Source organism: Azotobacter vinelandii CA (assembly GCF_000380335.1).
Classification (GTDB): Bacteria; Pseudomonadota; Gammaproteobacteria; order Pseudomonadales; family Pseudomonadaceae; genus Azotobacter; species Azotobacter vinelandii.
In genome coordinates this window covers 2,783,198-2,806,788 of the sequence record NC_021149.1, presented here as the reverse complement: position 1 = coordinate 2,806,788, position 23,591 = coordinate 2,783,198, and the positions used below count along the sequence as shown (strand labels likewise).

The 23,591-nt window shown below is 66.0% G+C and carries 18 protein-coding genes; 12 read left to right on the top strand and 6 right to left on the bottom strand.

Annotation, left to right across the window (positions count from 1 at the left end; translation table 11 throughout):
* Window positions 1–2: 2 nt before the first annotated feature.
* On the top strand, window positions 3–1,490 hold the full coding sequence (xylB, locus tag AVCA_RS12445; RefSeq protein ID WP_012701296.1) for a xylulokinase: 1,488 nt from the start codon (window positions 3–5) through the stop codon (window positions 1,488–1,490).
* An 80-nt stretch (window positions 1,491–1,570) separates the two neighbouring features.
* Here the strand turns inward: xylB and AVCA_RS12440 are convergent, their stop codons facing one another.
* A complete protein-coding gene (locus AVCA_RS12440) occupies window positions 1,571–2,098 on the bottom strand; it encodes a gluconokinase (protein WP_012701295.1) in 528 nt (175 codons plus the stop codon).
* A 324-nt stretch (window positions 2,099–2,422) separates the two neighbouring features.
* On the opposite strand from AVCA_RS12440, the gene gntR reads away from it, so the two are divergent.
* Both gntR and edd read left to right on the top strand, forming a co-directional pair.
* Entirely contained in the window at window positions 2,423–3,454 is a 1,032-nt protein-coding gene (gene gntR, locus AVCA_RS12435) for an HTH-type transcriptional regulator GntR (RefSeq protein WP_012701294.1), read from the top strand.
* Between the two features lie 209 nt (window positions 3,455–3,663).
* Entirely contained in the window at window positions 3,664–5,490 is a 1,827-nt protein-coding gene (edd, locus tag AVCA_RS12430; protein WP_012701292.1) for a phosphogluconate dehydratase, read from the top strand.
* Window positions 5,491–5,494: 4 nt separating this feature from the next.
* Here edd and AVCA_RS12425 read toward each other — a convergent pair whose 3' ends face one another.
* Entirely contained in the window at window positions 5,495–6,364 is an 870-nt protein-coding gene (locus AVCA_RS12425; protein WP_012701291.1) for a MurR/RpiR family transcriptional regulator, read from the bottom strand.
* 175 nt (window positions 6,365–6,539) lie between these two features.
* Here AVCA_RS12425 and zwf point away from each other — a divergent pair, with 175 nt between their 5' ends.
* The 8 genes from zwf to AVCA_RS12390 all read left to right on the top strand — a co-directional run bounded on the left by zwf (window position 6,540) and on the right by AVCA_RS12390 (window position 17,359).
* A complete protein-coding gene (zwf, locus tag AVCA_RS12420; RefSeq protein WP_012701290.1) occupies window positions 6,540–8,009 on the top strand; it encodes a glucose-6-phosphate dehydrogenase in 1,470 nt (489 codons plus the stop codon).
* A gap of 161 nt (window positions 8,010–8,170) precedes the next feature.
* Window positions 8,171–8,860, top strand: a complete 690-nt coding sequence (locus AVCA_RS12415) for a bifunctional 4-hydroxy-2-oxoglutarate aldolase/2-dehydro-3-deoxy-phosphogluconate aldolase (RefSeq protein ID WP_231876467.1) — start codon at window positions 8,171–8,173, stop codon at window positions 8,858–8,860.
* 68 nt (window positions 8,861–8,928) lie between these two features.
* The gene (gene pyk, locus AVCA_RS12410; RefSeq protein ID WP_012701288.1) at window positions 8,929–10,374 is read left to right on the top strand and encodes a pyruvate kinase; all 1,446 of its coding nucleotides are present in this window, start codon (window positions 8,929–8,931) and stop codon (window positions 10,372–10,374) included.
* Window positions 10,375–10,389: 15 nt separating this feature from the next.
* Entirely contained in the window at window positions 10,390–10,521 is a 132-nt protein-coding gene (locus tag AVCA_RS27045) for a hypothetical protein (protein WP_012701287.1), read from the top strand.
* Entirely contained in the window at window positions 10,514–11,827 is a 1,314-nt protein-coding gene (gene eno / locus AVCA_RS12405) for a phosphopyruvate hydratase (RefSeq protein ID WP_012701286.1), read from the top strand. The genes AVCA_RS27045 and eno overlap by 8 nt, the downstream gene beginning before the upstream one ends.
* Window positions 11,828–11,903: 76 nt before the next feature.
* Window positions 11,904–13,529 carry an NADP-dependent glyceraldehyde-3-phosphate dehydrogenase gene (locus tag AVCA_RS12400; RefSeq protein WP_012701285.1) on the top strand — a complete coding sequence of 542 codons (1,626 nt, stop codon included), beginning with the start codon at window positions 11,904–11,906 and terminating at the stop codon, window positions 13,527–13,529.
* Between the two features lie 555 nt (window positions 13,530–14,084).
* Complete coding sequence (locus AVCA_RS12395; protein WP_012701284.1) at window positions 14,085–15,323, top strand: maltoporin; 1,239 nt, start codon at window positions 14,085–14,087, stop codon at window positions 15,321–15,323.
* A gap of 92 nt (window positions 15,324–15,415) precedes the next feature.
* Entirely contained in the window at window positions 15,416–17,359 is a 1,944-nt protein-coding gene (locus tag AVCA_RS12390; protein WP_236616142.1) for a DNA topoisomerase III, read from the top strand.
* Window positions 17,360–17,508: 149 nt separating this feature from the next.
* Here the strand turns inward: AVCA_RS12390 and fumC are convergent, their stop codons facing one another.
* Together fumC and AVCA_RS26775 are read right to left on the bottom strand one after the other, a co-directional pair.
* Window positions 17,509–18,885, bottom strand: a complete 1,377-nt coding sequence (gene fumC, locus AVCA_RS12385) for a class II fumarate hydratase FumC (RefSeq protein WP_012701282.1) — start codon at window positions 18,883–18,885, stop codon at window positions 17,509–17,511.
* Complete coding sequence (locus AVCA_RS26775) at window positions 18,878–19,270, bottom strand: FagA protein (protein WP_236616141.1); 393 nt, start codon at window positions 19,268–19,270, stop codon at window positions 18,878–18,880. Before AVCA_RS26775 ends, fumC begins: the two co-directional genes overlap by 8 nt.
* Before the next feature lie 418 nt (window positions 19,271–19,688).
* Between AVCA_RS26775 and AVCA_RS12375 the strand changes: the two genes are divergently transcribed.
* Window positions 19,689–20,504 carry a phytanoyl-CoA dioxygenase family protein gene (locus AVCA_RS12375; RefSeq protein ID WP_012701280.1) on the top strand — a complete coding sequence of 272 codons (816 nt, stop codon included), beginning with the start codon at window positions 19,689–19,691 and terminating at the stop codon, window positions 20,502–20,504.
* A 194-nt stretch (window positions 20,505–20,698) separates the two neighbouring features.
* Here AVCA_RS12375 and AVCA_RS12370 read toward each other — a convergent pair whose 3' ends face one another.
* Together AVCA_RS12370 and AVCA_RS12365 are read right to left on the bottom strand one after the other, a co-directional pair.
* Window positions 20,699–20,971: a carboxymuconolactone decarboxylase family protein gene (locus AVCA_RS12370; RefSeq protein WP_072432799.1), complete on the bottom strand. Its 273-nt coding sequence runs from the start codon at window positions 20,969–20,971 to the stop codon at window positions 20,699–20,701.
* Window positions 20,972–21,957: 986 nt separating this feature from the next.
* Window positions 21,958–23,175, bottom strand: coding sequence for a sugar transporter (locus tag AVCA_RS12365; RefSeq protein WP_012701277.1), 1,218 nt, complete (start codon window positions 23,173–23,175; stop codon window positions 21,958–21,960).
* Window positions 23,176–23,591 lie beyond the last annotated feature (416 nt).

Sequence of the window (23,591 nt, the reverse complement as noted above, 5' to 3'; positions counted from 1 at the left end):
CCATGTATCTGGGCGTCGATTGCGGGACCCAGGGGACCAAGGTGGTGATACTCGATCCGGAGCGGGGGCGGGTGCGCGGAGAGGGCTATGCCCCCCATGAGCTGATCGCCACCGCCGACGGGCGCCGGGAACAACAGCCGGCATGGTGGACGGCGGCCTTCCAGGCCGCCTGGCGCCAGGCGCTGGCGCAGTCCGGTATCGATGGCCGGGCGATCCGCGCGATCGGCGTTTCCGGCCAGCAGCACGGCATGGTCGTGCTCGACGGGGCCGGGGAGGTGATCCGCCCGGCCAAGCTCTGGTGCGATACCGAAACGGCCGCGCAGAACGCCGAGCTGCTCGACCGGCTCGGCGGCGAGCGCGGCTCGCTCGAGCGGTTGGGCCTGGTGCTGGCGACCGGCTACACGCTTTCCAAGCTGCTCTGGCTCCGGCAACGGGAACCGGAGGCGTTCGCGCGGATCGCCCATGTCCTGTTGCCGCACGATTATCTGAACTACTGGCTGACCGGCACGCTCGCCAGCGAATATGGCGATGCCTCGGGAACGGGCTACTTCGATATCCGTACCCGCCGCTGGACGCCGGAGGTGCTGGAGCTGGTCGCCGCCGACGGTCGTCTGGCCCGGGCGCTGCCGCCGCTGCTCGAAGCCGAGCGGGCGGTCGGCAGGGTGCGCCCGGAACTGGCCCGGCAACTCGGCCTGGGCGATTCGGTGCTGGTTTCCAGCGGCGGCGGCGACAACATGCTGGGCGCCATCGGTACCGGCAATATCCGCGACGGCGTGGTGACCATGAGCCTCGGCACTTCCGGCACCCTGTACGCCTGCTCGGCGCGGCCACCGCTACAGCCGCCGGCGCCGGTCGCATCCTTCTGTTCGTCCAGCAATGGCTGGCTGCCGCTGATCTGCACCATGAACCTGACCGGCGTCGTCAACCAGATGCGGCAATTGTTCGGTTTCGATGTCGAGCAGTTCACCCGACAGGCCGCCGAGGTGGAGATAGGCGCCGGCGGTATCACCCTGCTGCCGTTTCTGAGCGGCGAACGGGTGCCGGCGCTGCCCGAAGCCAGCGGCAGCCTGCTCGGCCTGCGCCCGCATAACCTGACGCCGGGCAACCTGTGCCGGGCGGCGCTCGAAGGCACCACCTTCGGTCTGCGCTATGGCCTGGATCTGCTGCAGGAGGCGGGGATTCGCAGCGACCATATCCGCCTGATCGGCGGCGGGGCGAAGAGCCGACTCTGGCGCCAGATGGTGGCGGACATCATGGATGCCGACGTGGTCTGTCCGCAGGCCGGCGAAGCGGCAGCGCTCGGCGCCGCGATCCAGGCGGTCTGGTGCGACCTGCACGAGCAGGGGGAAAAGGTTTCCCTCGATTCGTTGTGCGAACGCTTCGTCGTGCTGGACGAACACAGCGCCGTGTCGCCCGGGCCCGAGGCCGTCGAGCGCTATCGGGAGGTCTACCGGCGCTACCGGCAGCAGTTGTCGATAGTCCACGGCTGAGCGGCGGCATGCAGGGCCGTGTCCGGGCGGTGTTGTCCACGGACGGCGCGCTACGGCGCTGTGCGTGGCGCCCGGAAGGCCTATGGCTCCGGCTGCTGCCGGCGCCACCATGCGTCGATGGCCGCGGCCAGTTGCGGCACGTCCTGGCGCGAGGCGTCCAGGACCAGGGTCAGGGGTTCGCCATGCGGCGCTTCGAGGGTGGCGAACTGGCTGTCGATCATGCTCGCCGGCATGAAGTGGCCGGGGCGCTCGGCGACGCGGCGGGCGGCGACGGCGGGCGTCAGTTCGAGGTAGACGAAGCCGAGTCCGGGCACGGCTTCACGCAGGCGCTCGCGGTAGCTGCGCTTGAGCGCCGAGCAGGCGAGCACCGGACGCCGTCCGGCGGCGACGGCGCGGCGCAGTTCCTCGCACAGCACGCCCAGCCAGCCGCTGCGATCCTCGTCGGTCAGCGGGATGCCGGCGCTCATCTTGCGGATGTTCTCCGGCGGATGGAAGGCGTCGCCCTCGATGGGCGTGGCGCCGTTGAGTCGGCAGAGCGCCTGGCCGACGCTGGACTTGCCGCAGCCGGCGACGCCCATGATCACTAGGGCAGGAATGAGTGAACGCATATGACACCTCGTCGGCTGGATAGTGCCACCTTGGCGGCGGACGGAACAATCCGTCGAAGGGGCTGCCGTGGTTCGCGGTCGTCGTCATGAGCCGTGCACGGAAACTTGCCGGAAATGGCGACGAGCGACCCGATGCTTGCCTGCGATTGTCGTGTTTCGAGGACAGCGCTATCCTGTGGGCTGTCTTCTGGTTTGACAAGCCGGTCGGAGAGGATGGGGGAGACGGCGGCAGCGTAGCGGGGCGAGAATGGCCACCCTGGGCGCCGTGGCCTTTCGCGCTGCCCGCCGTTCCATTCCGATACTGCTCATGGTGCGACTGCCTAGATGACCACCCCCAAGAACGATAAGAACCCCCGTACCACCGGACGTCCGACACTCAACGAAGTGGCGCGCCGCGCCGGCGTCAGTCCGATCACCGCCTCGCGGGCCCTGCGCGGTATTCCCAGCGTCGCCGAGGAGTTGGCGCAGCGGGTCCGCGAGGCGGCCAGCGAACTGGGCTACGTGGCCAATCCGGCGGCGCGGGCCCTGGCTTCCGCGCGCAGCCAGACCGTGGCGGTGGTGGTGCCCTCGCTGGGCAACCAGTTGTTCGTCGAAACCCTCGAGGCCATCCACGCGGTGATGCGGCCGAGAGGGCTGGAGGTGCTGATCGGCAACTCCCACTACTCGCGCGACGAGGAAGAGGACCTGATCCGCAACTACCTCGCCTACCAGCCGCGCGGCCTGCTGCTCACCGGCTTCGAGCGGACCGAGAGCGCGCGGCGCATGCTTGAGTCCAGCGGGATTCCCTGCGTCTACATGATGGATCTGGATTCCGGCGCCGGTCTGCACTGCGTCGGCTTCTCGCAGATACGCGCTGGCGCGGCGGCGGCCGAACACCTGATCTCCCGCGGCCGGCGGCGGATGGCCTTCGTCGGCGCCCAGCTCGACCAGCGCACCCTGCTGCGCGGCGAAGGCTTCCGCCGGGCCCTGCAACAGGCCGGACTCTACGATCCCGCCCTGGAACTGCTGACCCCGCGGCCATCCTCCGTCGGTCTCGGCTGCGAACTCTTCGCCCAGCTCATGGCCAGTCATCCGCAGATCGACGCCATTTTCTTCGGCAACGACGACCTGGCCCACGGTGCCCTGCTGGAGGCCATGCGCCGTGGCGTGAAGATTCCCGAGCAGGTGGCGGTGATCGGTTTCAACGACCTGCCGGCCTCGTCCTTCACCGTGCCGCGGCTGAGCAGCATCCGTACGCCGCGCGAGGCCATCGGGCGCCGTGCCGCCGAGTTGCTGCTCGCGTTGATGGCCGGCCAGCCGATCGCCGAACCGGTGCAGGACATCGGCTTCGAACTGATGGCGCGCGAAAGCACCTGAGGTCATCGCGATTCCGGGATGGGCCTGGCGGGGACCGGCGCCAGGGCTGCGGGAAGGGGCGTGTGCGGCTCCACCTTTGGTGGATGGAGCTTGTTGCTAATTTATGTTGTTTAAATAATTAAATATTATCTTTTTGGCTAAGTTTTTTATTGAAAATAGCTGTTTTTGTTGTTATAAAAACAAATATACCCGCTACCTGGAGCCTATCCATGCATCCCCGCGTCCTTGAGGTAACCGAGCGTCTGGTCGAGCGCAGTCGCGCCACGCGCGAGCGCTATCTGGCCATGATCCAGGCAGCCGCCGATGAGGGACCGCAGCGCGGCAAGCTGCAGTGCGCCAACTTCGCCCATGGCGTGGCCGCCTGCAGCGGCAGCGACAAGCAGCGCCTGCGGCTGATGGATTCCGTCAACGTGGCCATCGTCACGGCCTACAACGACATGCTTTCCGCCCACCAGCCCTATGAGCACTATCCCGAGCGGATCAAGCGCGTCCTGCACGACCTGGGCTCGGTCGGCCAGGTCGCCGGCGGCGTGCCGGCCATGTGCGACGGCGTCACCCAGGGCGAGCCGGGCATGGAGCTGGCCCTGGCCAGCCGCGAGGTGATTGCGCTGTCCACGGCGGTTGCCCTGTCCCACAACATGTTCGATGCGGCCCTGTACCTCGGCATCTGCGACAAGATCGTCCCCGGCCTGCTGATGGGCGCCCTGCGCTTCGGTCATCTGCCGGCGCTGTTCATGCCCAGCGGGCCGATGCTGTCGGGCCTGTCGAACAAAGAAAAGGCGGATGTGAGACAGCGCTACGCCGAAGGCAAGGCCGGTCGCGACGAGTTGCTCGAGTCCGAGATGAAGGCTTACCACGACGTCGGCACCTGCACCTTCTACGGCACCGCCAACACCAACCAGATGCTGATGGAGGTGATGGGGCTGCACCTGCCGGGTTCTTCCTTCGTCAATCCCGGCACCCCGCTGCGCGATCTCCTGACCGATGAGGCCGCCCGGCAGGTCACCCGGCTGAGCCGGCAGGGCGGCCACTTCATGCCGCTCGGCCGGATCGTCGACGAGCGCGTGCTGGTCAACTCGGTGGTCGCGCTGCACGCTACCGGCGGCTCCACCAACCACACCCTGCACCTGCCGGCCATCGCCCAGGCCGCCGGCATCCAGTTGACCTGGCAAGACATGGCCGACCTCTCCGAGGTGGTGCCGACCCTGACCAAGGTCTATCCGAACGGCAAGGCCGACATCAACCACTTCCAGGCCGCCGGCGGCGTGGCTTTCCTGGTCCGCGAACTGCTCGACGCCGGCCTGCTCCACGAGGATGTCGAAACCGTGGTCGGCCGTGGCCTGCGCCACTATGCCCAGGAGCCCTTCATCGACGGGGAGCGGCTGGTCTGGCGCGACGGTCCGGCGCAGAGCCTCGACGAGAACATCCTGCGCCCGGCGACGCGGCCCTTCTCGGCCGAGGGCGGCCTGCGGGTGATGGTCGGCAACCTGGGCCGGGGCGTGATGAAGGTGTCCGCGGTGGCGCCCGAGCATCAGGTGGTGGAGGCGCCGGCGCGGGTGTTCCGCGACCAGCAGGAACTGGCCGATGCCTTCAAGGCCGGCGAGCTGGAGCGCGACCTGGTGGCGGTGATGCTGTTCCAGGGCCCGCGCAGCAACGGCATGCCCGAGTTGCACAAGATGACCCCCTACCTGGGCGTGCTGCAGGACCGCGGCTTCAAGGTCGCGCTGGTCACCGACGGGCGCATGTCCGGCGCTTCCGGCAAGGTGCCGGCGGCCATCCACGTCTGTCCGGAGGCCATCGACGGCGGCCCGCTGGCCAGGCTGCGCGACGGCGATGTGATTCGCGTCGACGGTCGCACCGGCACTCTGGAAGTCTTGGTCGACGCCGCCGAACTGGCCGCCCGCGAGCCGGCGCGTGTCCCGCAGGGCGCGGGCGTCGGCTGCGGCCGCGAGCTGTTCGCCTTCATGCGCTCGGCATTCAGCACGGCGGAGCAGGGCGCGAGCGCCTTCACCGCCAGTCTGGAGGGGTTGAAGTAAGGGGCTAGAGGAGTTCGTCGTCGCTTGGATAGCGCGTGCTGTTGAGGCTTTCCTTGATCTTGCGCAGATGCGGCTGGAAGTCGATGCCGCGGCGCAGGGTCATGCCGGTGGCCAGTACGTCGAGCACGGTGAGCTGGATGATCCGCGAAGTCATCGGCATGTAGATGTCGGTGTCTTCCGGCAGCGGGATGTTCAGGCTCAGGGTACAGGCCCTGGCCAGCGGCGAGCCGGCGGCGGTCAGGCCGAGCACCGAGGCGCCGTTCTCGCGGGCCAGGTGCGCCACCTCGACCAGCTCGCGGGTGCGCCCGGTGTAGGAAATGATCACGAAAAGGTCGCCGGTGTGGGCCACCGAGGCGAGCATGCGCTGCATCAGCACGTCGCACTGCGCCGACACGGCGAGGTTGAAGCGGAAGAACTTGTGCTGGGCGTCCTGGGCCACCGAGGCCGAGGCGCCGAGGCCGAAGAAATGGATTTGCCGGGCCTGGATCAGCAGGTCGACCGCCCTGTCGATGGCCTGGGGGTCGAGCGTCTGGCAGGCGCTGTCCAGCGAGGCGATGGTGCTGCCGAAGATCTTGCGGGTGTAGGCCTCGGGGCCATCGTCGGCCTCCACGGCGCGGCTCACGTAGGCGGCGCCGCTGGCCAGGCTCTGCGCCAGTTGCAGTTTCAGCTCCGGGTAGCCGCTGACCCCGAAGGAGCGGCAAAAGCGATTGACGGTCGGCTCGCTGACCTGGGCGGCCTGGGCGAGCGAGGCGATGCTGTAGCGGGTGGCTTGCTGCGGGTCCTGCAAGATGACTTCGGCGACCTTGCGCTCGGCCTTGTTCAGGTCTTCTAGGCGGCTCTGGATCTGTTCCAGCAGATTGCGCGTGCGATCCATGTTGGTTCCTGGGATGGATGATGCATGAGGAGGCTTATCGTAACTGGGCGCTTCCGGAGGGGGCCACTGAAAATGCCTGGTTATGGAGAAATGTAGTTTTATTACGCAATTATTGTTGATGAATCGATTCAATGATGCTTTCATTAATCCATACTTTGACAAAAGAACGAATATCATGACCGCCACTCCTGTCGAGCCTTGCACCTTCGCCCTGTTCGGAGCCCTGGGTGACCTGGCTCTGCGCAAGCTGTTCCCCGCCCTTTACCAACTGGACCGGGCCGGCCTGCTGTGCCCGGATACGCGGCTGCTGGCCCTGGCCCGCGACGCCGGCGAGGAGAGCCGCCACCTGGCGACCATCGCCGAGCACCTGCGCCGCCACGTCCCCGGCGCGGAGCTGGACGAGGGCGTGCTGCAGCGCTTTCTCGGCCGCCTGGACTACCTGTCGATGGATTTCCTCCAGCCCGGCGACTACGCCGCGCTGGCCGACCGGGTCGGCGCCGCCGAGCGGCTGATCGCCTACTTCGCCACCGCGGCCGCGCTCTACGAGCCGATCTGCGCCGGGCTGGCCGAGGTCGGCCTGGCCGGACGCGCCCGGGTGGTGCTGGAGAAGCCGATCGGCCACGACCTGGCCTCCTCGCGCAAGGTCAACGACGCGGTGGCCCGGCATTTCCCCGAGGACCGCACCTACCGGATCGACCACTACCTGGGCAAGGAGACGGTGCAGAACCTGATCGCCCTGCGCTTCGCCAACAGCCTGTTCGAGACCCAGTGGAACCAGAACCACATCTCCCACGTGGAGATCACCGTGGCCGAGCAGGTGGGCATCGAGGGCCGCTGGGGCTACTTCGACAAGGCCGGGCAACTGCGCGACATGATCCAGAACCACCTGCTGCAACTGCTCTGCCTGATCGCCATGGACCCGCCGGGCGACCTGTCGGCCGACAGCATCCGCGACGAGAAGGTCAAGGTGCTCAAGGCGCTGGCGCCGATCGACGCCGCCCAGCTCAGCCAGCAGGTGGTGCGCGGCCAGTACGTGGCCGGCAACATCCTGGGCAAGTCGGTGCCGGGCTACCTGGAGGAGGACAACGCCAACGCGCAGAGCGACACCGAGACCTTCGTCGCGCTGCGCGCGGAGATCCGCAACTGGCGCTGGGCGGGGGTGCCGTTCTACCTGCGCACGGGCAAGCGGATGCCGCAGAAGCTGTCGCAGATCGTCATCCACTTCAAGGCGCCGCCGCACTACATCTTCGCCGAGGAACAGCGTCCGCTGATCGGCAACAAGCTGATCATCCGCCTGCAGCCGAACGAGAGCATCGCCCTGCAGGTGATGACCAAGGAGCAGGGGCTGGACAAGGGGATGCAACTGCGCAGCGGTCCGCTGCAACTGAATTTTTCCGACACCTACCGCAGCGCGCGGATTCCGGACGCCTACGAGCGGCTGCTGCTGGAGGTGATGAAGGGCAACCAGAACCTGTTCGTGCGCAAGGACGAGATCGAGTACGCCTGGCGCTGGTGCGACCGGCTGATCGCCGGCTGGCGCCTGCAGGGCGAGGCGCCCAAGCCGTACGCGGCGGGTAGCTGGGGGCCGCTGTCGTCGATCGCCCTGATCACCCGTGACGGCAGGAGCTGGTATGGAGATTTCTGACTCCGCCCGACGGATTGCCGCTCGGCCGCTTCCAACCGTTCCCGGTGTTTTTCCGACTCGCCGTGGACAGCGCTGTCTCATGGCCTGCCAGGCGTCACTGCCTCTTTTCCCGCGTTTTTCCGACTTCTACCGGTGCCCCTGAGCCCGAAGGACCAACCGATATGAACAGCATCCAGAACAACAAACCGGCCACTTCCCAGAGCGTGCCGAGCATGGCCGACAAGGTCGCCCTGATCGATCGGCTGTGCGCGGAAGCCCGCATCCTTCCGGTCATCACCATCGAGCGCGAAGCGGACATCCTGCCGATGGCCGATGCTCTGGCCGCCGGCGGCCTGCGTACCCTGGAGGTCACCCTGCGCTCCGAGCACGGCCTGACCGCCATCCGCGTGCTGCGCGAGGCGCGCCCGGAGCTCTGCGTCGGCGCCGGCACCGTGCTCGACGAAAGCATGCTGGCCGACGCCGTGGCGGCGGGCGCGCAGTTCATCGTCACTCCCGGCAGTACCCCCGAACTGCTGAAGGCCGGGATGAACTGCCCGGTGCCGCTGCTGCCGGGCATCGGCAGCGCCTCGGAACTCATGCTCGGCTACGCCCTGGGCTACCGCCGCTTCAAGCTGTTTCCGGCCGAGATCGCCGGCGGCATCCCGGCGTTGAAGGCGCTCGGCGGGCCGTTCGGCAACGTCCGTTTCTGCCCCACCGGCGGTGTCAACCCGAGCAACGTCAAGAACTACATGGCCCAGCCCAATGTGATGTGCGTGGGCGGTACCTGGATGCTGGACAGCGCCTGGACGCGCGCCGGCGACTGGCAACGCGTTCAGCAGGCCAGTGCCGAGGCACTGCAACTGCTGGGCTGACCGGCCCGAAACTTTTCCATCTGCCCGCTGTTGCACCGATAAAAAGTTCCCCTGGAGGACGCTACAAGATGCTGCGTAGAACCAAGATCGTCGCTACCCTCGGCCCAGCCACCGAAACCCCCGAAGCCATCGAAGGCCTGGTCAAGGCCGGGGTCGATGTGGTGCGCCTGAACTTCTCCCACGGCAAGGCCGAGGAACACCAGGCCCGCGCCACCCTGGTCCGCGAGATGGCCGCCAAACACGGGCGCTTCGTCGCCATCCTCGCCGACCTGCAGGGGCCCAAGATCCGCATCTCGCGCTTCGCCGACGGCAAGGTGCTGCTGGAGAAGGGCCAGACCTTCGTCCTCGACGCCGCCCTCGACAAGAACGCCGGCGACGCGACCCGCGTCGGCATCGACTACGAGGCGCTGATCACCGACAGCCGCCCCGGCGACATCCTGCTGCTCGACGACGGCCGCGTGGTGCTCGAGACCCGCGAGGTCAAGGCCAGCGAACTGGTCTGCGCGGTGCTGGTCGGCGGCCCGCTGTCCAACAACAAGGGCATCAACCGCCAGGGCGGCGGCCTGTCCGCCTCGGCGCTGACCGACAAGGACTGCGCGGACATCCAGACCGCCGCCGCCATGCAGGTCGACTACCTGGCGGTGTCCTTCCCGCGCGATGCCGCCGACATGCAGCACGCCCGCCGCTTGATGCAGGAGGCCGGCGGCAACGCCGGGCTGGTGGCGAAGATCGAGCGCGCCGAGGCGGTGGCCGACGACCAGGTGCTCGATGGCATCATCCTCGCCTCCGAGGCGGTGATGGTGGCGCGCGGCGACCTGGGCGTGGAGATCGGCGACGCCGAACTGGTCGGCGTGCAGAAGCGCATCATCGAGCGGGCGCGGGTGCTCAACCGCGCGGTGATCACCGCCACGCAGATGATGGAGACCATGATCACCCAGTCGCTGCCGACCCGCGCCGAGGTGTTCGACGTGGCCAACGCGGTGCTCGACGGCACCGACGCGGTGATGCTCTCGGCCGAGACCGCCGCCGGCGCCTACCCGGTGGAGACCGTGGAGGCCATGGGGCGGATCATCCTCGGCGCCGAGCAGCACCCGCTGGCGCACCGCTCGAAGCACCGCATGGACCAGGTGTTCCACCGCATCGACGAGACCATCGCGCTGTCGGCGATGTACGCGGCCAACCATCTGGAAGGGGTCAAGGCGATCGTCTGCCTGACCGAGAGCGGCGACACCCCGCGGCTGATGTCGCGGATCCGCTCGCACCTGCCGATCTACGCCTTCTCCCGGCATCCGCGCACGCAGAGCCGGGTGGCGCTGTTCCGCGGGGTGCACCCGATCCCCTTCGAGGCCGATCGGATCGCCGAGGCCGAGCTGAACGCCCGGGCGGTCAAGGAGCTGCTGCAGCGCCGCCTGGTGGCCGAGGGCGACCTGGTGCTGATCACCAAGGGCGCCGGCCATGCCCAGGGCGGCACCGACACCCTGCGCATCGTGCGCGTGGGCGACGTCATCCATTGAGCGGAGGGGGCTTCGATGCAACCGAGCGAACATCAGGACTGGCCGCGCGACTTCGACATCCGCGCCTCGCATGCCGAACAACAGGAGCTGCTCGCCGCGGGCGAGGCCGTTCCGACCCCTGCACAGGACCCGACACACGATGAGTAACCCCAGCACCTCGATCCAGCACGTCGCCGCCCGCGAGATCCTCGATTCGCGCGGCAATCCCACCGTCGAGGCGGTGGTCACCCTGGCCGGCGGCGCCACGGGGGTGGCCAGCGTGCCCTCCGGGGCCTCCACCGGCAGCCGCGAGGCCCTCGAATTGCGCGACGGCGCGCTGCGCTATAAAGGCAAGGGCGTGATGAAGGCGGTGGACAACGTCAACGGCGCGATCCGCGAGCGGGTGGTCGGCCTCGACGCGCTCGACCAGCGCGCGGTCGACCAGGCCATGCTCGAACTGGACGGCACCGACAACAAGGCGATCCTCGGCGCCAACGCCATCCTCGCCGTGTCCCTGGCTACCGCCAGGGCCGCCGCCGCGGCCCGCGGCCTGCCGCTCTACGCGCACCTGGCCGAGCTGTACGGCAGCCCCGGCGAGTACAGCCTGCCGGTGCCGATGATGAACATCCTCAACGGCGGCGAGCATGCCGACAACAACGTCGACCTCCAGGAGTTCATGATCCAGCCGGTCGGCGCGGCCAGCTTCAAGGAAGCGCTGCGCATCGGCGCCGAGGTGTTCCACACCCTCAAGCAGGTGCTTGCCGAGCGTGGGCTGAGCACCGCGGTGGGCGACGAGGGCGGCTTCGCGCCGTCCCTGTCCTCCAACGAGGAAGCGCTGGTGGTGATCCAGGCGGCGGTCGAGCGCGCCGGCTACGTGCTGGGCCAGGACATCACCCTGGCGCTGGACTGCGCGGCCTCGGAGTTCTACCACGACGGCGAGTACCGGCTGGCCGGCGAGGGCAAGACCTTCGACTCCCGGGGCTTCGCCGACTACCTGGCGGGCCTGTGCGAGCGCTATCCGATCGTCTCGATCGAGGACGGCCTGGACGAGAGCGACTGGGTGGGCTGGGCCTACCTGACCGAAAAACTCGGGCAGAAGGTGCAACTGGTCGGCGACGACCTGTTCGTGACCAACCCGAAGATCCTCCGGGAAGGCATCGAGCGGGGCATCGGCAACTCGATCCTGATCAAGTTCAACCAGATCGGCAGCCTGAGCGAGACCCTGGAGGCGATCCGCCTGGCGCAGCAGGCCGGCTACACGGCGGTGATCTCGCACCGTTCGGGGGAGACCGAGGACACCACCATCGCCGACCTGGCGGTGGCGACCCGCGCCGGGCAGATCAAGACCGGCTCGCTGTGCCGCTCGGACCGGGTGGGCAAGTACAACCAGCTGCTGCGCATCGAGGAGGCCTTGCAGGGCAAGGCGCCCTATGACGCCACGGCGCTGCTGAAGCGCCGCTGCTGCAGCCGCTGAATCCGTTCGGACGGTCGATGCGCCCGGTGCGAGCCGGGCGCGTTTCCACATCACAACAACGAGGACGACACAAGCCATGAGCACCGAGAGCCGTCTGCACAACCTTTTCCCCGCCGCCGCCGATATCCCCGAGCAATACCGCCCGGGCGCGCCCCTCGAACAGCGCGACTACCTGGTCGACGGCGAACTGCGCCGCTGGGACGGCCCGCTGGCCACCGTGCGCAGCCCCATCCACCTGAAGACCGCCAAGGGCGACGAGCAGGTCGTCCTCGGCAGCACCCCGCTGCTCGACGCCCAGGCTGCGCTGGGCGCCCTGGACGCCGCGGTCAGGGCCTACGACAACGGCCAGGGCCTGTGGCCGAGCATGCCGGTGGCCGGGCGCATCCAGCACGTCGAGACCTTCCTGGCGCGCATGCGTGAACAGCGCGAGGCGGTGGTCAAACTGCTGATGTGGGAGATCGGCAAGAACCTCAAGGACGCCGAGAAGGAATTCGACCGCACCTGCGACTACATCGTCGACACCATCCACGAACTCAAGGAGCTCGACCGCCGCTCCAGCCGCTTCGAGCTGGAGCAGGGCACCCTCGGCCAGATCCGCCGCGTGCCGCTGGGCGTGGCGCTGTGCATGGGCCCCTACAACTACCCGCTGAACGAGACCTTCACCACCCTGATCCCGGCGCTGATCATGGGCAACACCGTGGTGTTCAAGCCGGCCAAGTTCGGCGTGCTGCTGATCCGCCCGCTGCTGGAAGCCTTCCGCGACAGCTTCCCGGCCGGGGTGATCAACGTCATCTACGGGCGCGGCCGCGAGACCGTCAGCGCGCTGATGGAAAGCGGCAAGGTGGACGTGTTCGCCTTCATCGGCACCAACAAGGGCGCCAGCGACCTGAAGAAGCTGCACCCACGCCCGCACCGCCTGCGCGCCGCGCTCGGCCTGGACGCCAAGAACCCCGGCATCGTGCTGCCCGAGGTGGACCTGGACAACGCGGTCGGCGAGGCGATCACCGGCGCGCTGTCGTTCAACGGCCAGCGCTGCACGGCGCTGAAGATTCTCTTCGTCCACGAACAGGTGGTCGACGCCTTCCTCGAGAAATTCAACCAGAAGCTCGCCGCGCTCAAGCCGGGCATGCCCTGGGAGCCGGGGGTGGCGCTGACCCCGTTGCCGGAGCCGGGCAAGACCGATTTTCTCGCCACCCTGGTGGCCGACGCCCTGGCCAAGGGGGCGAAGGTGGTCAACCCCGGCGGCGGCGAAGTGCGCGAGACCTTCTTCTACCCGGCGCTGCTCTACCCGGTGAGCCCGCAGATGCGCGTCTACCAGGAGGAGCAGTTCGGCCCGCTGATCCCGGTGGTGCCCTACCGCGACCTGCAGACGGTGATCGACTACGTGCGCGAGTCGGACTTCGGCCAGCAGTTGTCGATCTTCGGCAACGATCCGAAGCAGGTCGGCCGGCTGGTGGACGCTTTCGCCAATCAGGTCGGACGGATCAACATCAACGCCCAGTGCCAGCGCGGCCCGGATAGCTTTCCGTTCAACGGCCGCAAGAACTCGGCGGAAGGGACCCTGTCGGTGTACGACGCGCTGCGCGTGTTCTCGATCCGCACCCTGGTGGCGACCAAGTTCCAGGACGACAACAAGCGGCTGATCAGCGACATCATCCGCAACCGCGAGTCGAGCTTCCTGAGCACCGACTATATCTTCTGAATCTTCTGACGGGCGATGATGCCGGACAGCGCTTTCCAGCGCTGTCCGGCAGTTATCCGATCTGTGTCCTGCCTATGCTTCCCTCGCTTGAAAACAGGCGGAGAAAACGATGTCCGGATAGCGGACTCGGCTATACCTTCGAGCAAAGTTGCTCTATCATGCGCGGCAGCTGAAACGTTTCAGCTTCAGCCGGTTCACTGCACCGTTTCGGTCTTAGGAATATCTCCTCGTAGCTTCGAATAAATATAAGAAGGTTCGCAGACATGCTGTATCGCCCACCCTTGTCCCAAGAATTCATTGGTTATCCCCCTCTTGTCCGTTCTCCGGCTGTCCGCCTCTGTCCGAGCGACGCTGTGCGAATGCGTTCCTCCACGCCGGTACGAAACGCCTCGATCACGCCTGGTTCCTGACGGTCCGCGAAGCCTTGGGCACTGGAGTCGTCGGCGCCGTGGCTGAGATAGCGCTATCTAATCGATTGCAACTTCCAGGCAGTAATTGGCGGCTGGTTCTGGCGCTGGTTTTACCGGCCAGAAAACAATAAGAATTGGAGCGGATATGAAAAGAAGTTCGGTAAAAAAGGCACTTTATCCACTGTGTGCCTTTCTTGCGTTTCCCTTGGCGGCCCAAGCGGTCAATTTCAGCGGCTATTACCGTCTCGGGGTTGGCGGCAATACCAAGGGCGGCACGCAATCCTGCTTCCAGCTACCCGGCGCACCCTCGAAATACCGGCTCGGCAACGAATGCGAACTGTGGAGCGAGCTTGCCTGGGACCACGATATCGCCCTGGCCGATGGGTCGACGCTCTCCGGCATGGTCATGGGCGGTTTCTACAACCCCATCGGGCATAAGCCGAAGTTCAAGGACTCCAACGAACATGGCGGCGGTTCCTCGCGGATCCAGCAGATGTTCGTCGAGTGGAAGAATGCCCCTGTGCTCAATGGCGGCAACTTCTGGATCGGGCGCCGCTACTACAAGCGTAACGATATCCATATGACCGACTACTACTACTGGAACCAGAGCGCCACCGGTTTCGGTTTCGACGAAGTGCCGATCGGCGACCTGCGCTACAGCTATGTCTTCTCGCGCAAGGACAATTACGATCAGGAACCCTACGTCAACCGCCACGACTTCAACGTCAACGGCTTCAAGACCAATCCCGGCGGCGAGCTGCAGGTGGGGGTCAGCTACCTGCAGCGGCCGGATAGCGAAGACGCTCACAGCGGCTGGTCGGTGGCCGTGCAGCACAAGCAGGAAGGTTTCCTCGGCGGCAAGTACAACACCTTCGCCCTGCAATACGGCGAGGGAGCGGGCACGCGGCTGGGCTATACCGGCGATAGCGAGCTGGACAAGGAAAACAAGAGCTGGCGCATGGTCGAGTACTTCGACTGGCAGACCACGGAGCGTTTCGGCGGCCAGTTCCAGCTCGTCTATCAGAAGGATGTCCGCCCCGATGGCGACAATATGCGCTGGCTGTCGGTCGGCGTGCGGCCGGTGTACGCCTTCACCGAGACCTTCAAGGTGAGCGCCGAGATCGGCCACGACCAGATCAAGGCGACCGACGGCACCCGCAAGTTGACCAAATTCACCATCGCGCCGACTTGGTCGCCGGGCGGCCCGGGTTTCTGGGCGCGGCCGGAACTGCGCCTCTACTACACCTATGCGACCTGGAACGAGGCGGCACAGCGCGCGGCCACCGAAATGAACCCCGAGTCCGCGCTGTCCGAGACCGGCGCCTTCGGCACCGACCGCCACGGCGGCAACTTCGGCGTACAGGTCGAGTATTGGTGGAAGTGACGCAGTAGTCTGTATGGACATACAGATAACGGTTGCTTGATCGCACGTTAATGCACATGCTTGCGCCATCGCGACAACCCACGATGGCGACCATGCGGCTCTTCCTCTGTGAAAAACCTTCCCAGGCCAAGGACATCGCCAAGGTGCTCCAGGCCACCCGGCGCGGCGACGGCTGCTGGCTCGGCCCGGACCTAGCTGTGACCTGGTGCATCGGCCATCTGCTGGAAACTGCGCCGCCGGATGCCTACGACGCCCGCTACAAGCGTTGGGATCTGAGCGACCTGCCGATCGTCCCCGAGCACTGGAAGATGCTGGTCAAGCCCAAGACCGCCAGCCAGTACAAGGTAATCAAGCGCCTGCTCGGCGAGTGCCGCGAACTGATCATCGCCACCGACGCCGACCGCGAAGGCGAGATGATCGCCCGCGAACTGGTGGAGCATTGCCGTTATCGCGGCCCGATCCGCCGGCTGTGGCTGTCGGCGCTGGACGATGCCTCGATCCGCAAGGCGCTGGCGGCGCTCAAGCCGGGTACCGAGACTTTCAGCCTTTACCATTCCGCGCTGGGCCGTTCCCGCGCCGACTGGCTGATCGGCATGAACATGAGCCGGCTGTTCACCCTGCTCGGACGCCAATCCGGCTATCAGGGGGTGCTGTCGGTGGGGCGGGTGCAGACGCCGACCCTGCGCCTGGTGGTGGACCGCGACCGCAGCATCGCCGACTTCGTGCCGGTGCCCTGGTGGGCCATCGAGGTGCAACTGCTGGCCGAGGGCACACCTTTCACCGCCCAGTGGCGTGCGCCGGAGGATGCCTGCGACGACCAGGGGCGCTGCCTCAAACAGGAGCTGGCGCAGCAGGCGGCGCAGGACATGCGCCACGCCGGCAGCGCGCGGCTGGTCGCGCTCAAGACCGAGCGGATACGCGAGATGCCGCCGCTGCCGTTCGACCTGGGCACGCTACAGGAAATCTGCTCGAAGAAGCTCGGCCTCGGCGCCCAGGAGACCCTGGACATCGCCCAGGCGCTCTACGAGACGCACAAGGTCATCACCTACCCGCGCAGCGACTGCGGCTACCTGCCGCAGAGCCAGCACGGCGAGGCTCCGGCGATCCTTGCCGCGCTGGAGCGGACCGATCCGGCGCTGGCCGGGCTGATGCACCACATCGACCCGCGACGCCGCTCGCGGGCCTGGAACGATGCCAGGGTCGGCGCCCACCACGGCATCATCCCCACCGCCGCCGCGCAGAGCCTCGACCGTCTGGTCGGCAAGCAGTGCGCCGTCTACACCCTGATCCGGGCGCGCTACCTGGCGCAGTTCCTGCCCAACCACGAGTACGATCGTACCCAGGCCGACTTCGACTGCGCCGGCCATGCCCTGCGCGCGGTGGGCAAGCGCATCGTTGAGCCCGGCTGGCGGCGCGCATTGCCCGAAGCCCTGACCCCGGCCAAGGGCCGCGAAACACCGCCGTCGCAGGAACTGCCGGCCTTGCGCGAAGGGCAGGACTGTGCGGTGGCCGAGGTGACGCTCAAGGACCTCTGGACCCAGCCGCCCAAACCCTACACCGAGGGCGACCTGATCAAGGCGATGAAGAACGTCGCCAAACTGGTGGACGATCCGCGCCTCAAGCAGAAGCTCAAGGACACCACCGGCATCGGCACCGAGGCGACCCGCGCCGGGATCATCCAGGCTCTCATCGAGCGCGGTTATCTGCTCAAGCAGGGCAAGGCGCTGGCCGCCACGCCGGCCGCCTTCAGCCTGATCGACGCCGTGCCGCGGCCCATCGCCGACCCCGGTACCACAGCGATCTGGGAGCAGGCGCTGGACATGGTGCAGAGCGGCGAGATGAGTCTGGAGGCGTTCGTCGCCAAGCAGTCGGCCTGGATGAGCAAGCTCATCGAACGCTGCGCCGGCCTGCGTCTGACCATCAGTGGTCCGGCGGCTCCGGTCGGACGAGGCGCCGGGCCCTGGAAGAAGAAGCGCAAGGCGGGCAAGCCCGGAGCCGGCGGCAGGCGTCGCGCCAGGCCGGCCGCGCCGCCCTGAAGGTTGAAAAACGGCGGGAGAAGGAAATCTCGGCGCCGTTTCAGCCGATACACCGTTTCTTCGGGGGGTATCCCGGTATATCGCTATCCCGCGTTTTCCCTGGCCGATCGACCGTCGGGGGACGCTTCGTCAAGCGATATGCCGGAGCATCAAAGCCCGCCTTCGGTGAGTTTCTCCGGATCGAGCAGTTGTTCCAGCTCCTCGCGTTTGAACTCGGTGTGTTCGAGTGCCACCTCGATGATCGGCCGACCCTCCTTGTAGGCCAGCTTGGCGATTTCCGCCGCTTTCAGGTAACCGATCAGCGGGTTCAGGGCCGTGACCAGGATCGGGTTGCGATCCAGCGCCTCCTTGAGTTTCGGCTGATTGACCTTGAAGGTCGCGATGGCCCGGTCGGCCAGCAAGTGGCTGACGTTGCCGAGCAACTGAATGCTGTGCAACAGGTTTTGCGCGATGACCGGCAGCATCACATTCAACTCGAAGTTGCCGGATTGACCGGCGACAGCGATGGTCGCATCGTTGCCGATCACCTGCGCCGCGACCATCGCCGTGGCTTCGGGAATCACCGGGTTGACCTTGCCCGGCATGATCGAGGAGCCGGGTTGCAGGGCTTCCAGCTCGATCTCGGCGAGGCCGGCCAGGGGACCGGAGTTCATCCAGCGCAGATCGTTGGCGATCTTCATCAGCGACACGGCGGTGGTCTTCAGTTGGCCCGACAGGGCGACCGCGGTGTCCTGGGAACCGATCAGGGCGAAAAGGTTGTCTCCCGGTGTGAACGAGAGCCCGGTCAGAGCCTTGAGTTCGGTACAGAAGCACTCGGAGAAGCGCGGGTGCGCATTGATCCCGGTTCCCACCGCGGTCCCGCCCTGCGCCAGGGCATGCAGGCTCGGTTGCAGGCTTGTCAGGTGCTCGATGTTCGACCGAATCTGGTGCGCCCAGCCATCCAGCACCTGGCTCATGCGCACCGGCATGGCATCCATCAAATGGGTTCGGCCGGTCTTCACGAAGGGGTGTACTTCCCGGGATTTCTCGCCTATCGCCTTCGACAGATGTTCCAAGGCCGGCAGCAGGCGCTCGCTCAGTTCGATGGCCGCACTCACATGGATGGTCGACGGGATGATGTCGTTGCTGCTCTGACCGCAGTTGACGTGGTCGTTCGGGCTGACCTTGTCGCCGAGAATACGGCTCGCCAGCGTGGCGATCACCTCGTTGGCATTCATGTTGGTGCTGGTGCCGGAGCCGGTCTGGAACACGTCCACGGGGAAGTGCTGCATGAAATCGCCCTCCAGCAATTGCCGGCAGGCAGCGGCGATGGCGTCGCCCAACTCCGGAGCGAGCTGTCCCAACTCGACGTTGGCTCGCGCTGCCGCAGCCTTGGCGAGGATGAGCGCCCTCACGAACGCCGCCGGCATCCGCTGGCCGGATACCGGGAAATTGTTCACGGCACGCTGAGTCTGCGCACCGTAAAGCGCTTCGGCCGGAACAGCCAATTCGCCCATGCTGTCGCGTTCGATCCTGTGGTTACTCATAGGGATTTCCTTCTGCTAGTTCCGAGGGGGAGAGGGAAGGCTGCAATTGCAGGGTGGCCAGGCGATTGCGCACCGTATCGAGCGTGCGCTGCTGCATGCGGTCGCTCACCAGTTGTTGCAAGACATGAAGGGGGCGCCAGGCATGGTCGAGACACAGGTTGCGCCAGTGCCATGGCAGTGCGGGATCGCATGCGGTATCGAGGAAAAGGTTCAGGCTGGCAAGCGACATATGCCACGGGCTTATCTGGCCATGTTCGACCAGGCTGACGCCAAGGCTCATGAAACACTCGATCAGACGTGGCTCCTCGGGTCTCAGTGCACAGCGGATCATGAAGCTTTGCCAATACCAGCAGTCCCGGCATGGCCTGTTACGAGGTTTGAACATCGGTCTACCCTCCTGGCGAAAATTATATTAATCACAATATGCAAATAATAATCAATATCATTTTATGGGTATCCTGCTTCCTGTGCCCGCCTGCCTGGCAGGCATCGAGCACGGGCAATTGGCCGGCAAGGTCATCGGTGGCTGGCTCTCGAGACGGTATGGGCGACGGTTTCGATGTGGTCCCAGAGCGCTTCCGGTCGATGCTTCTTCGCCTTTCTCGATCGGCATGGGTCGTTTGTGAAGCATCGTGGCCTGTGCGACAGTGCGCTGTGCCTCGGACCAGGTTCATGCCGATGGGTGGGGGACGCTTGCGTGACATCGGTTCCGAGGGTTACCGGACGATGTCCTGATCCGTGGCTTTCTCGGTCGCCTGTGCGGCATTGCCGGCGCTTGGGGACGAACATTTGGAGGAGGTCATTTGATCGACCGCTTCGCTCGGGATGGTTTCGTGCTGTTGCGCGGCTATTTCCGTCCGGTGGAGTTGCAACGCATATGTGAGGTGGTACGGCGTTTCCACCGGGCCTGGCTGAGGGATAACCGCCGGGGCTTTCGCGACGGGCTGGTGAATTCTGCGTATCTGACCGCCCGGGGCGAGTTGGCCGAGCCGGATCGTCTGCTGCTCTTCAGGTTCGTCGCTCAGAACAAGTTGCTGCGCCTGGCGCGTCCGCTGCTCGCGGGGCGGCCGACGTTCATCAATACCCAGTTGTTCTTCGCGCCATACGATCGCGCCCGGAAGAACTATTGGCATCGGGATGTGCAGTACACCGGCCTGAGCGAAGCGCGGCAGCGGGAGGCGTTGCAATCCCAGGAGGTGTGGCATTTCCGTATCGCCCTGGCCGACGATCCGGGGATTGAACTGATCCCGGGTTCGCATCGGCGCTGGGACAGCGAGCTCGAACGTGACGTTCGCCTGGAGCGGGGCGGCCGTCGCAATTGGGAGGATCTGCCCGATGGCCGCCTGTTGCCGATGCGCCGCGGGGATCTGCTGGTATTTTCCACCAACATGCTGCATCGGGCGGTCTACGACCAGCAGCGCTTCAGTCTGGATGTCCTGTTGAGCACCCCGGACCCGCTGGTCACTCGCTACGTGCGGCGCGACTGTCTGCCCGGGCGCCTGCAGGCCCGGCGCTTGCGGCGACTGGCGCTGTTCGAGCGCGGCCGGCGGCGCCCGGGTGTCCGAGCCACTGATCGGCAGCGTGGCCGACCTTCGCGGCGGAAACGCTCTTCGCCATGATGGTCCGGAGCGCATTCCTGGCGGGAATCGACCATGCAACCCAGCGTAGCCGCGTCACCGATCCTATAGCGGGTAATGGCACTGCCGACCTCGGTGACGCGGCCGACGATATGCCGCATGACCGATGGTTTTCATATCGACGGAGTCCTTCGTTCATGAGTGGAGGGGAAATGGCGGCGGGCGCGAACCGGCTCCTACACCTTGGCGATCACCCGATCAACAGGGGCGTGGATGGCATCGTCCGTCGGATCGGCCGCCGGTCGTCGCGAAAACGCGCTGAAGGCGATCACCTCGATCAGTTCTTCCCGGCTGACACCGTTCTCGATGGCTTCCTTCAGGTGAAAGGGCAATTCACGGGTACGACGCAGGGCGACCAGGTTCGCCACGGTGATGAGGCTGCGGTCGCGCGGGGAAAGCCCGGAGCTTTTTCGGACGTCCCCATGCGCAGCAGAGGGTTTATCGGACATGGGGATCTCCAGGCGTGTACCGCGAGGCCTCGTCTTCAAGGGGCCGTATGGGCGTTTTTCATGGACTGCGCATGGCCGGCCGTAGCGCTGGTGGCCGTGTCGGCGAACGCCGAAGCCGGCGGAAATGATAAGCAGCGCGCTGGTTATCGATAAAGGTCAGTAAATCGAATGTACTTATCAATGAAATTCATGAGTCACGGCTGTTCGCCGCGATAGCGACAGGCTGTCGACCACCAGGATCAGCGCGCGAAGACTGGCGCCTGCCCGGCTAGGGCCTGTTAACACTACTCTCCGCGAGCCGCGTTGCTGCGGCAAATGGCGCCAGGCGAGGCGCGGGACGCAGGGAATGGCATTCCCTTGCCAAGTCCCGCAACGACGCATGGCGCCATTTGCCGCGCAACCCGCAGGGACGGGCCCGTTTTTGCGCGGAGCGTCGTTACTCGTCGTTCGTTTGGAATGACCAAACTTCTTTCCTCGCGCCTAACCCCGCGCAAAAACAGGCTCCGTCGCGGCCGCGCGGAGTAGTGTTAACAGGCCCTAGAGGACGTGCAAGTCCGGGAGGGGCGGGAACCAGCCTTCCAGCACGTACTGCAGGTGCCCCGCCGTGACATGTCGTTGCACCGATTCTTCCGGTATGTGCCAGGCCGAATCCAGCCAGGATAGCCAGACGGCCTGAGCGATTGATGGGGCCCAAGACATGGGTACATGCGATTTCCCCGGCTCGATGCCGAAGGCGCCGCATGTCGCTCGGGCAGACGCATCGTGGCTTCCGGCCAAGGCTGGATACAGGAATGGAATGGCTGGAAAAAGTCGGCGACGAACGATACGCCAATCGGGGCGTTTATCCAGCGTACTGGTTTCGGCGTGCGGAGAGCCGATCGACGGGCACGGATCGCCTGAAGGTGTGATCGGAGTCCGACCTTCGGATCGACTCCCGGCTTCCATGGAGGACGGGAGTCGACCCTGCGGCTGCTACCTGTCTGCTCTCAAACCCGCAGATCCTGCTGTCCAGTCGCAAGAGCCTGGGGGACGAGCGGTTTGCTGAGGCGATAAGTCATCGCGCAACAGAACAGCAGTCCACCCATGGCCAGCAGGCCGCCGGTGGTACCGACGTCCGCGATTCCCAGATGGCTGCTCACCGCGCTGCCGAGCAGGGCGCCGCCGCCGATGCCGATGTTGTAGATGCCCGAATGCAGGGCCATCGCCACGTCGGTGGCGTCCGGGGCCAGCGCCATGACCTTGGACTGCTGCGTCATCCCGAAGCACATGATGGCGACCCCCCATGCCAGGCTCAATGCGCCGAGCGTCCAGGCTTCTCCGGCCAGGGGCAGGAGCAGCAGCATGCACAGCGCCATGGCGGAGAGCGCGGTGATCAGCAGGCCGTTCGGGGTCCGGTTGTAGAAATGGCTGAACACCAGGGAACCGATGATGCCGGCGCCGCCGAAGATCAGCAGCAGGATGGTCGTCGCCTCGCCGGTCAGGTGGCCGATGGCCTCGGCGAAGGGTTCGATATAGCTGTAGGCGGTGAAATGCGCGGTGATCGCCACGGCGGTCAGCACGTAGCAGGCCACCAGCGCCGGACGCTTGAACAGCACCGGGAGGCTGCGCAGCGACCCCGAGTTCTGGCTGGGCAACGGCGGCAGCGTCCAGGCCAGGCACAACAGCGTCAGCATGGCGATCCCGGCGATTGCCGCGAAGGCCGTGCGCCAGCCGAGCATTTCGCCTACCACGCGCCCCAGCGGAATACCCAGCACCATGGCCAGGGAAGTACCGGTCGCCAGCAGGCCGAGGGCCTGGGTCTGCTTGCCAGGCGGGGCCATGCGCACCACCAGGGAGGCCGTGATCGCCCAGAACACGGCATGCGCAAAGGCGACGCCGATCCTGCTCAGCAGCAGGACGATGAAGTTGGAAGACAGCGCCGACAGGACATGGCTGGCGACGAACAGGGCGAACACCAGCATCAGCAGCCGGCGCCGGTCGATATTGCGCGTCAGCAGCATCATCGGCAGCGAGGCGAGGGTGACCACCCAGGCGTAGATCGTCAGCATCAGGCCGACCCGGTCGGTCGACAGGGAGAAACTGTCGCCGATGGCGCTCAGCAGGGCGACGGGGATGAACTCGGTCGTGTTGAAGATGAAGCCTGCCAGGGCCAGCGCGATCACGCTCGGCCAACTGCCGGCGGGGGCATTCGGTTGGGTATTCATTTAAGACGTGCACCTTCGAAAGGGAGGCGACAGGAGCTGTCCGCCTGGCATGGGAAGAACACACCAGGCGCCTGTGCGCGAAATTAGGAACACGCCCTCATACCAAAGCGCGGGCGCACCGAAACTCGCCGCCTTGACGAGAAGCCAGGGCGCACGACGTGGTGCGTAGCGGGGGATTTATTATGGGTATGGGGGGAGACAGCCGGAACTGAATCGATTCTATGGCGCGCCTGTCTGGACTACAACTGGACGATCATGGGCTTTTTTCTGTTCCTGACAGCCGGTACTGTCGGCGATCCAGGCATGGCCCGGTGTCCGCGTCGCCTGAGTGATCCGGGTCGTCTCCAGACCCTGGCCGATCCGTGCTCGCCGTCCGGTTCGAGGTTCGGGCCGGCGCTCCGCTGGCGGTTTCGGGA

Coding starts and splice junctions, on each gene's coding strand:
- xylB (WP_012701296.1), top strand. CDS start 3: ATGTATCTGGGCGTCGATTGCGGGACCCAGGGGACCAAGGTGGTGATA.
- AVCA_RS12440 (WP_012701295.1), bottom strand. CDS start 2,098: ATGCGTTCACTCATTCCTGCCCTAGTGATCATGGGCGTCGCCGGCTGC.
- gntR (WP_012701294.1), top strand. CDS start 2,423: ATGACCACCCCCAAGAACGATAAGAACCCCCGTACCACCGGACGTCCG.
- edd (WP_012701292.1), top strand. CDS start 3,664: ATGCATCCCCGCGTCCTTGAGGTAACCGAGCGTCTGGTCGAGCGCAGT.
- AVCA_RS12425 (WP_012701291.1), bottom strand. CDS start 6,364: ATGGATCGCACGCGCAATCTGCTGGAACAGATCCAGAGCCGCCTAGAA.
- zwf (WP_012701290.1), top strand. CDS start 6,540: ATGACCGCCACTCCTGTCGAGCCTTGCACCTTCGCCCTGTTCGGAGCC.
- AVCA_RS12415 (WP_231876467.1), top strand. CDS start 8,171: ATGAACAGCATCCAGAACAACAAACCGGCCACTTCCCAGAGCGTGCCG.
- pyk (WP_012701288.1), top strand. CDS start 8,929: ATGCTGCGTAGAACCAAGATCGTCGCTACCCTCGGCCCAGCCACCGAA.
- AVCA_RS27045 (WP_012701287.1), top strand. CDS start 10,390: ATGCAACCGAGCGAACATCAGGACTGGCCGCGCGACTTCGACATCCGC.
- eno (WP_012701286.1), top strand. CDS start 10,514: ATGAGTAACCCCAGCACCTCGATCCAGCACGTCGCCGCCCGCGAGATC.
- AVCA_RS12400 (WP_012701285.1), top strand. CDS start 11,904: ATGAGCACCGAGAGCCGTCTGCACAACCTTTTCCCCGCCGCCGCCGAT.
- AVCA_RS12395 (WP_012701284.1), top strand. CDS start 14,085: ATGAAAAGAAGTTCGGTAAAAAAGGCACTTTATCCACTGTGTGCCTTT.
- AVCA_RS12390 (WP_236616142.1), top strand. CDS start 15,416: ATGCGGCTCTTCCTCTGTGAAAAACCTTCCCAGGCCAAGGACATCGCC.
- fumC (WP_012701282.1), bottom strand. CDS start 18,885: ATGAGTAACCACAGGATCGAACGCGACAGCATGGGCGAATTGGCTGTT.
- AVCA_RS26775 (WP_236616141.1), bottom strand. CDS start 19,270: ATGTTCAAACCTCGTAACAGGCCATGCCGGGACTGCTGGTATTGGCAA.
- AVCA_RS12370 (WP_072432799.1), bottom strand. CDS start 20,971: ATGTCCGATAAACCCTCTGCTGCGCATGGGGACGTCCGAAAAAGCTCC.
- AVCA_RS12365 (WP_012701277.1), bottom strand. CDS start 23,175: ATGAATACCCAACCGAATGCCCCCGCCGGCAGTTGGCCGAGCGTGATC.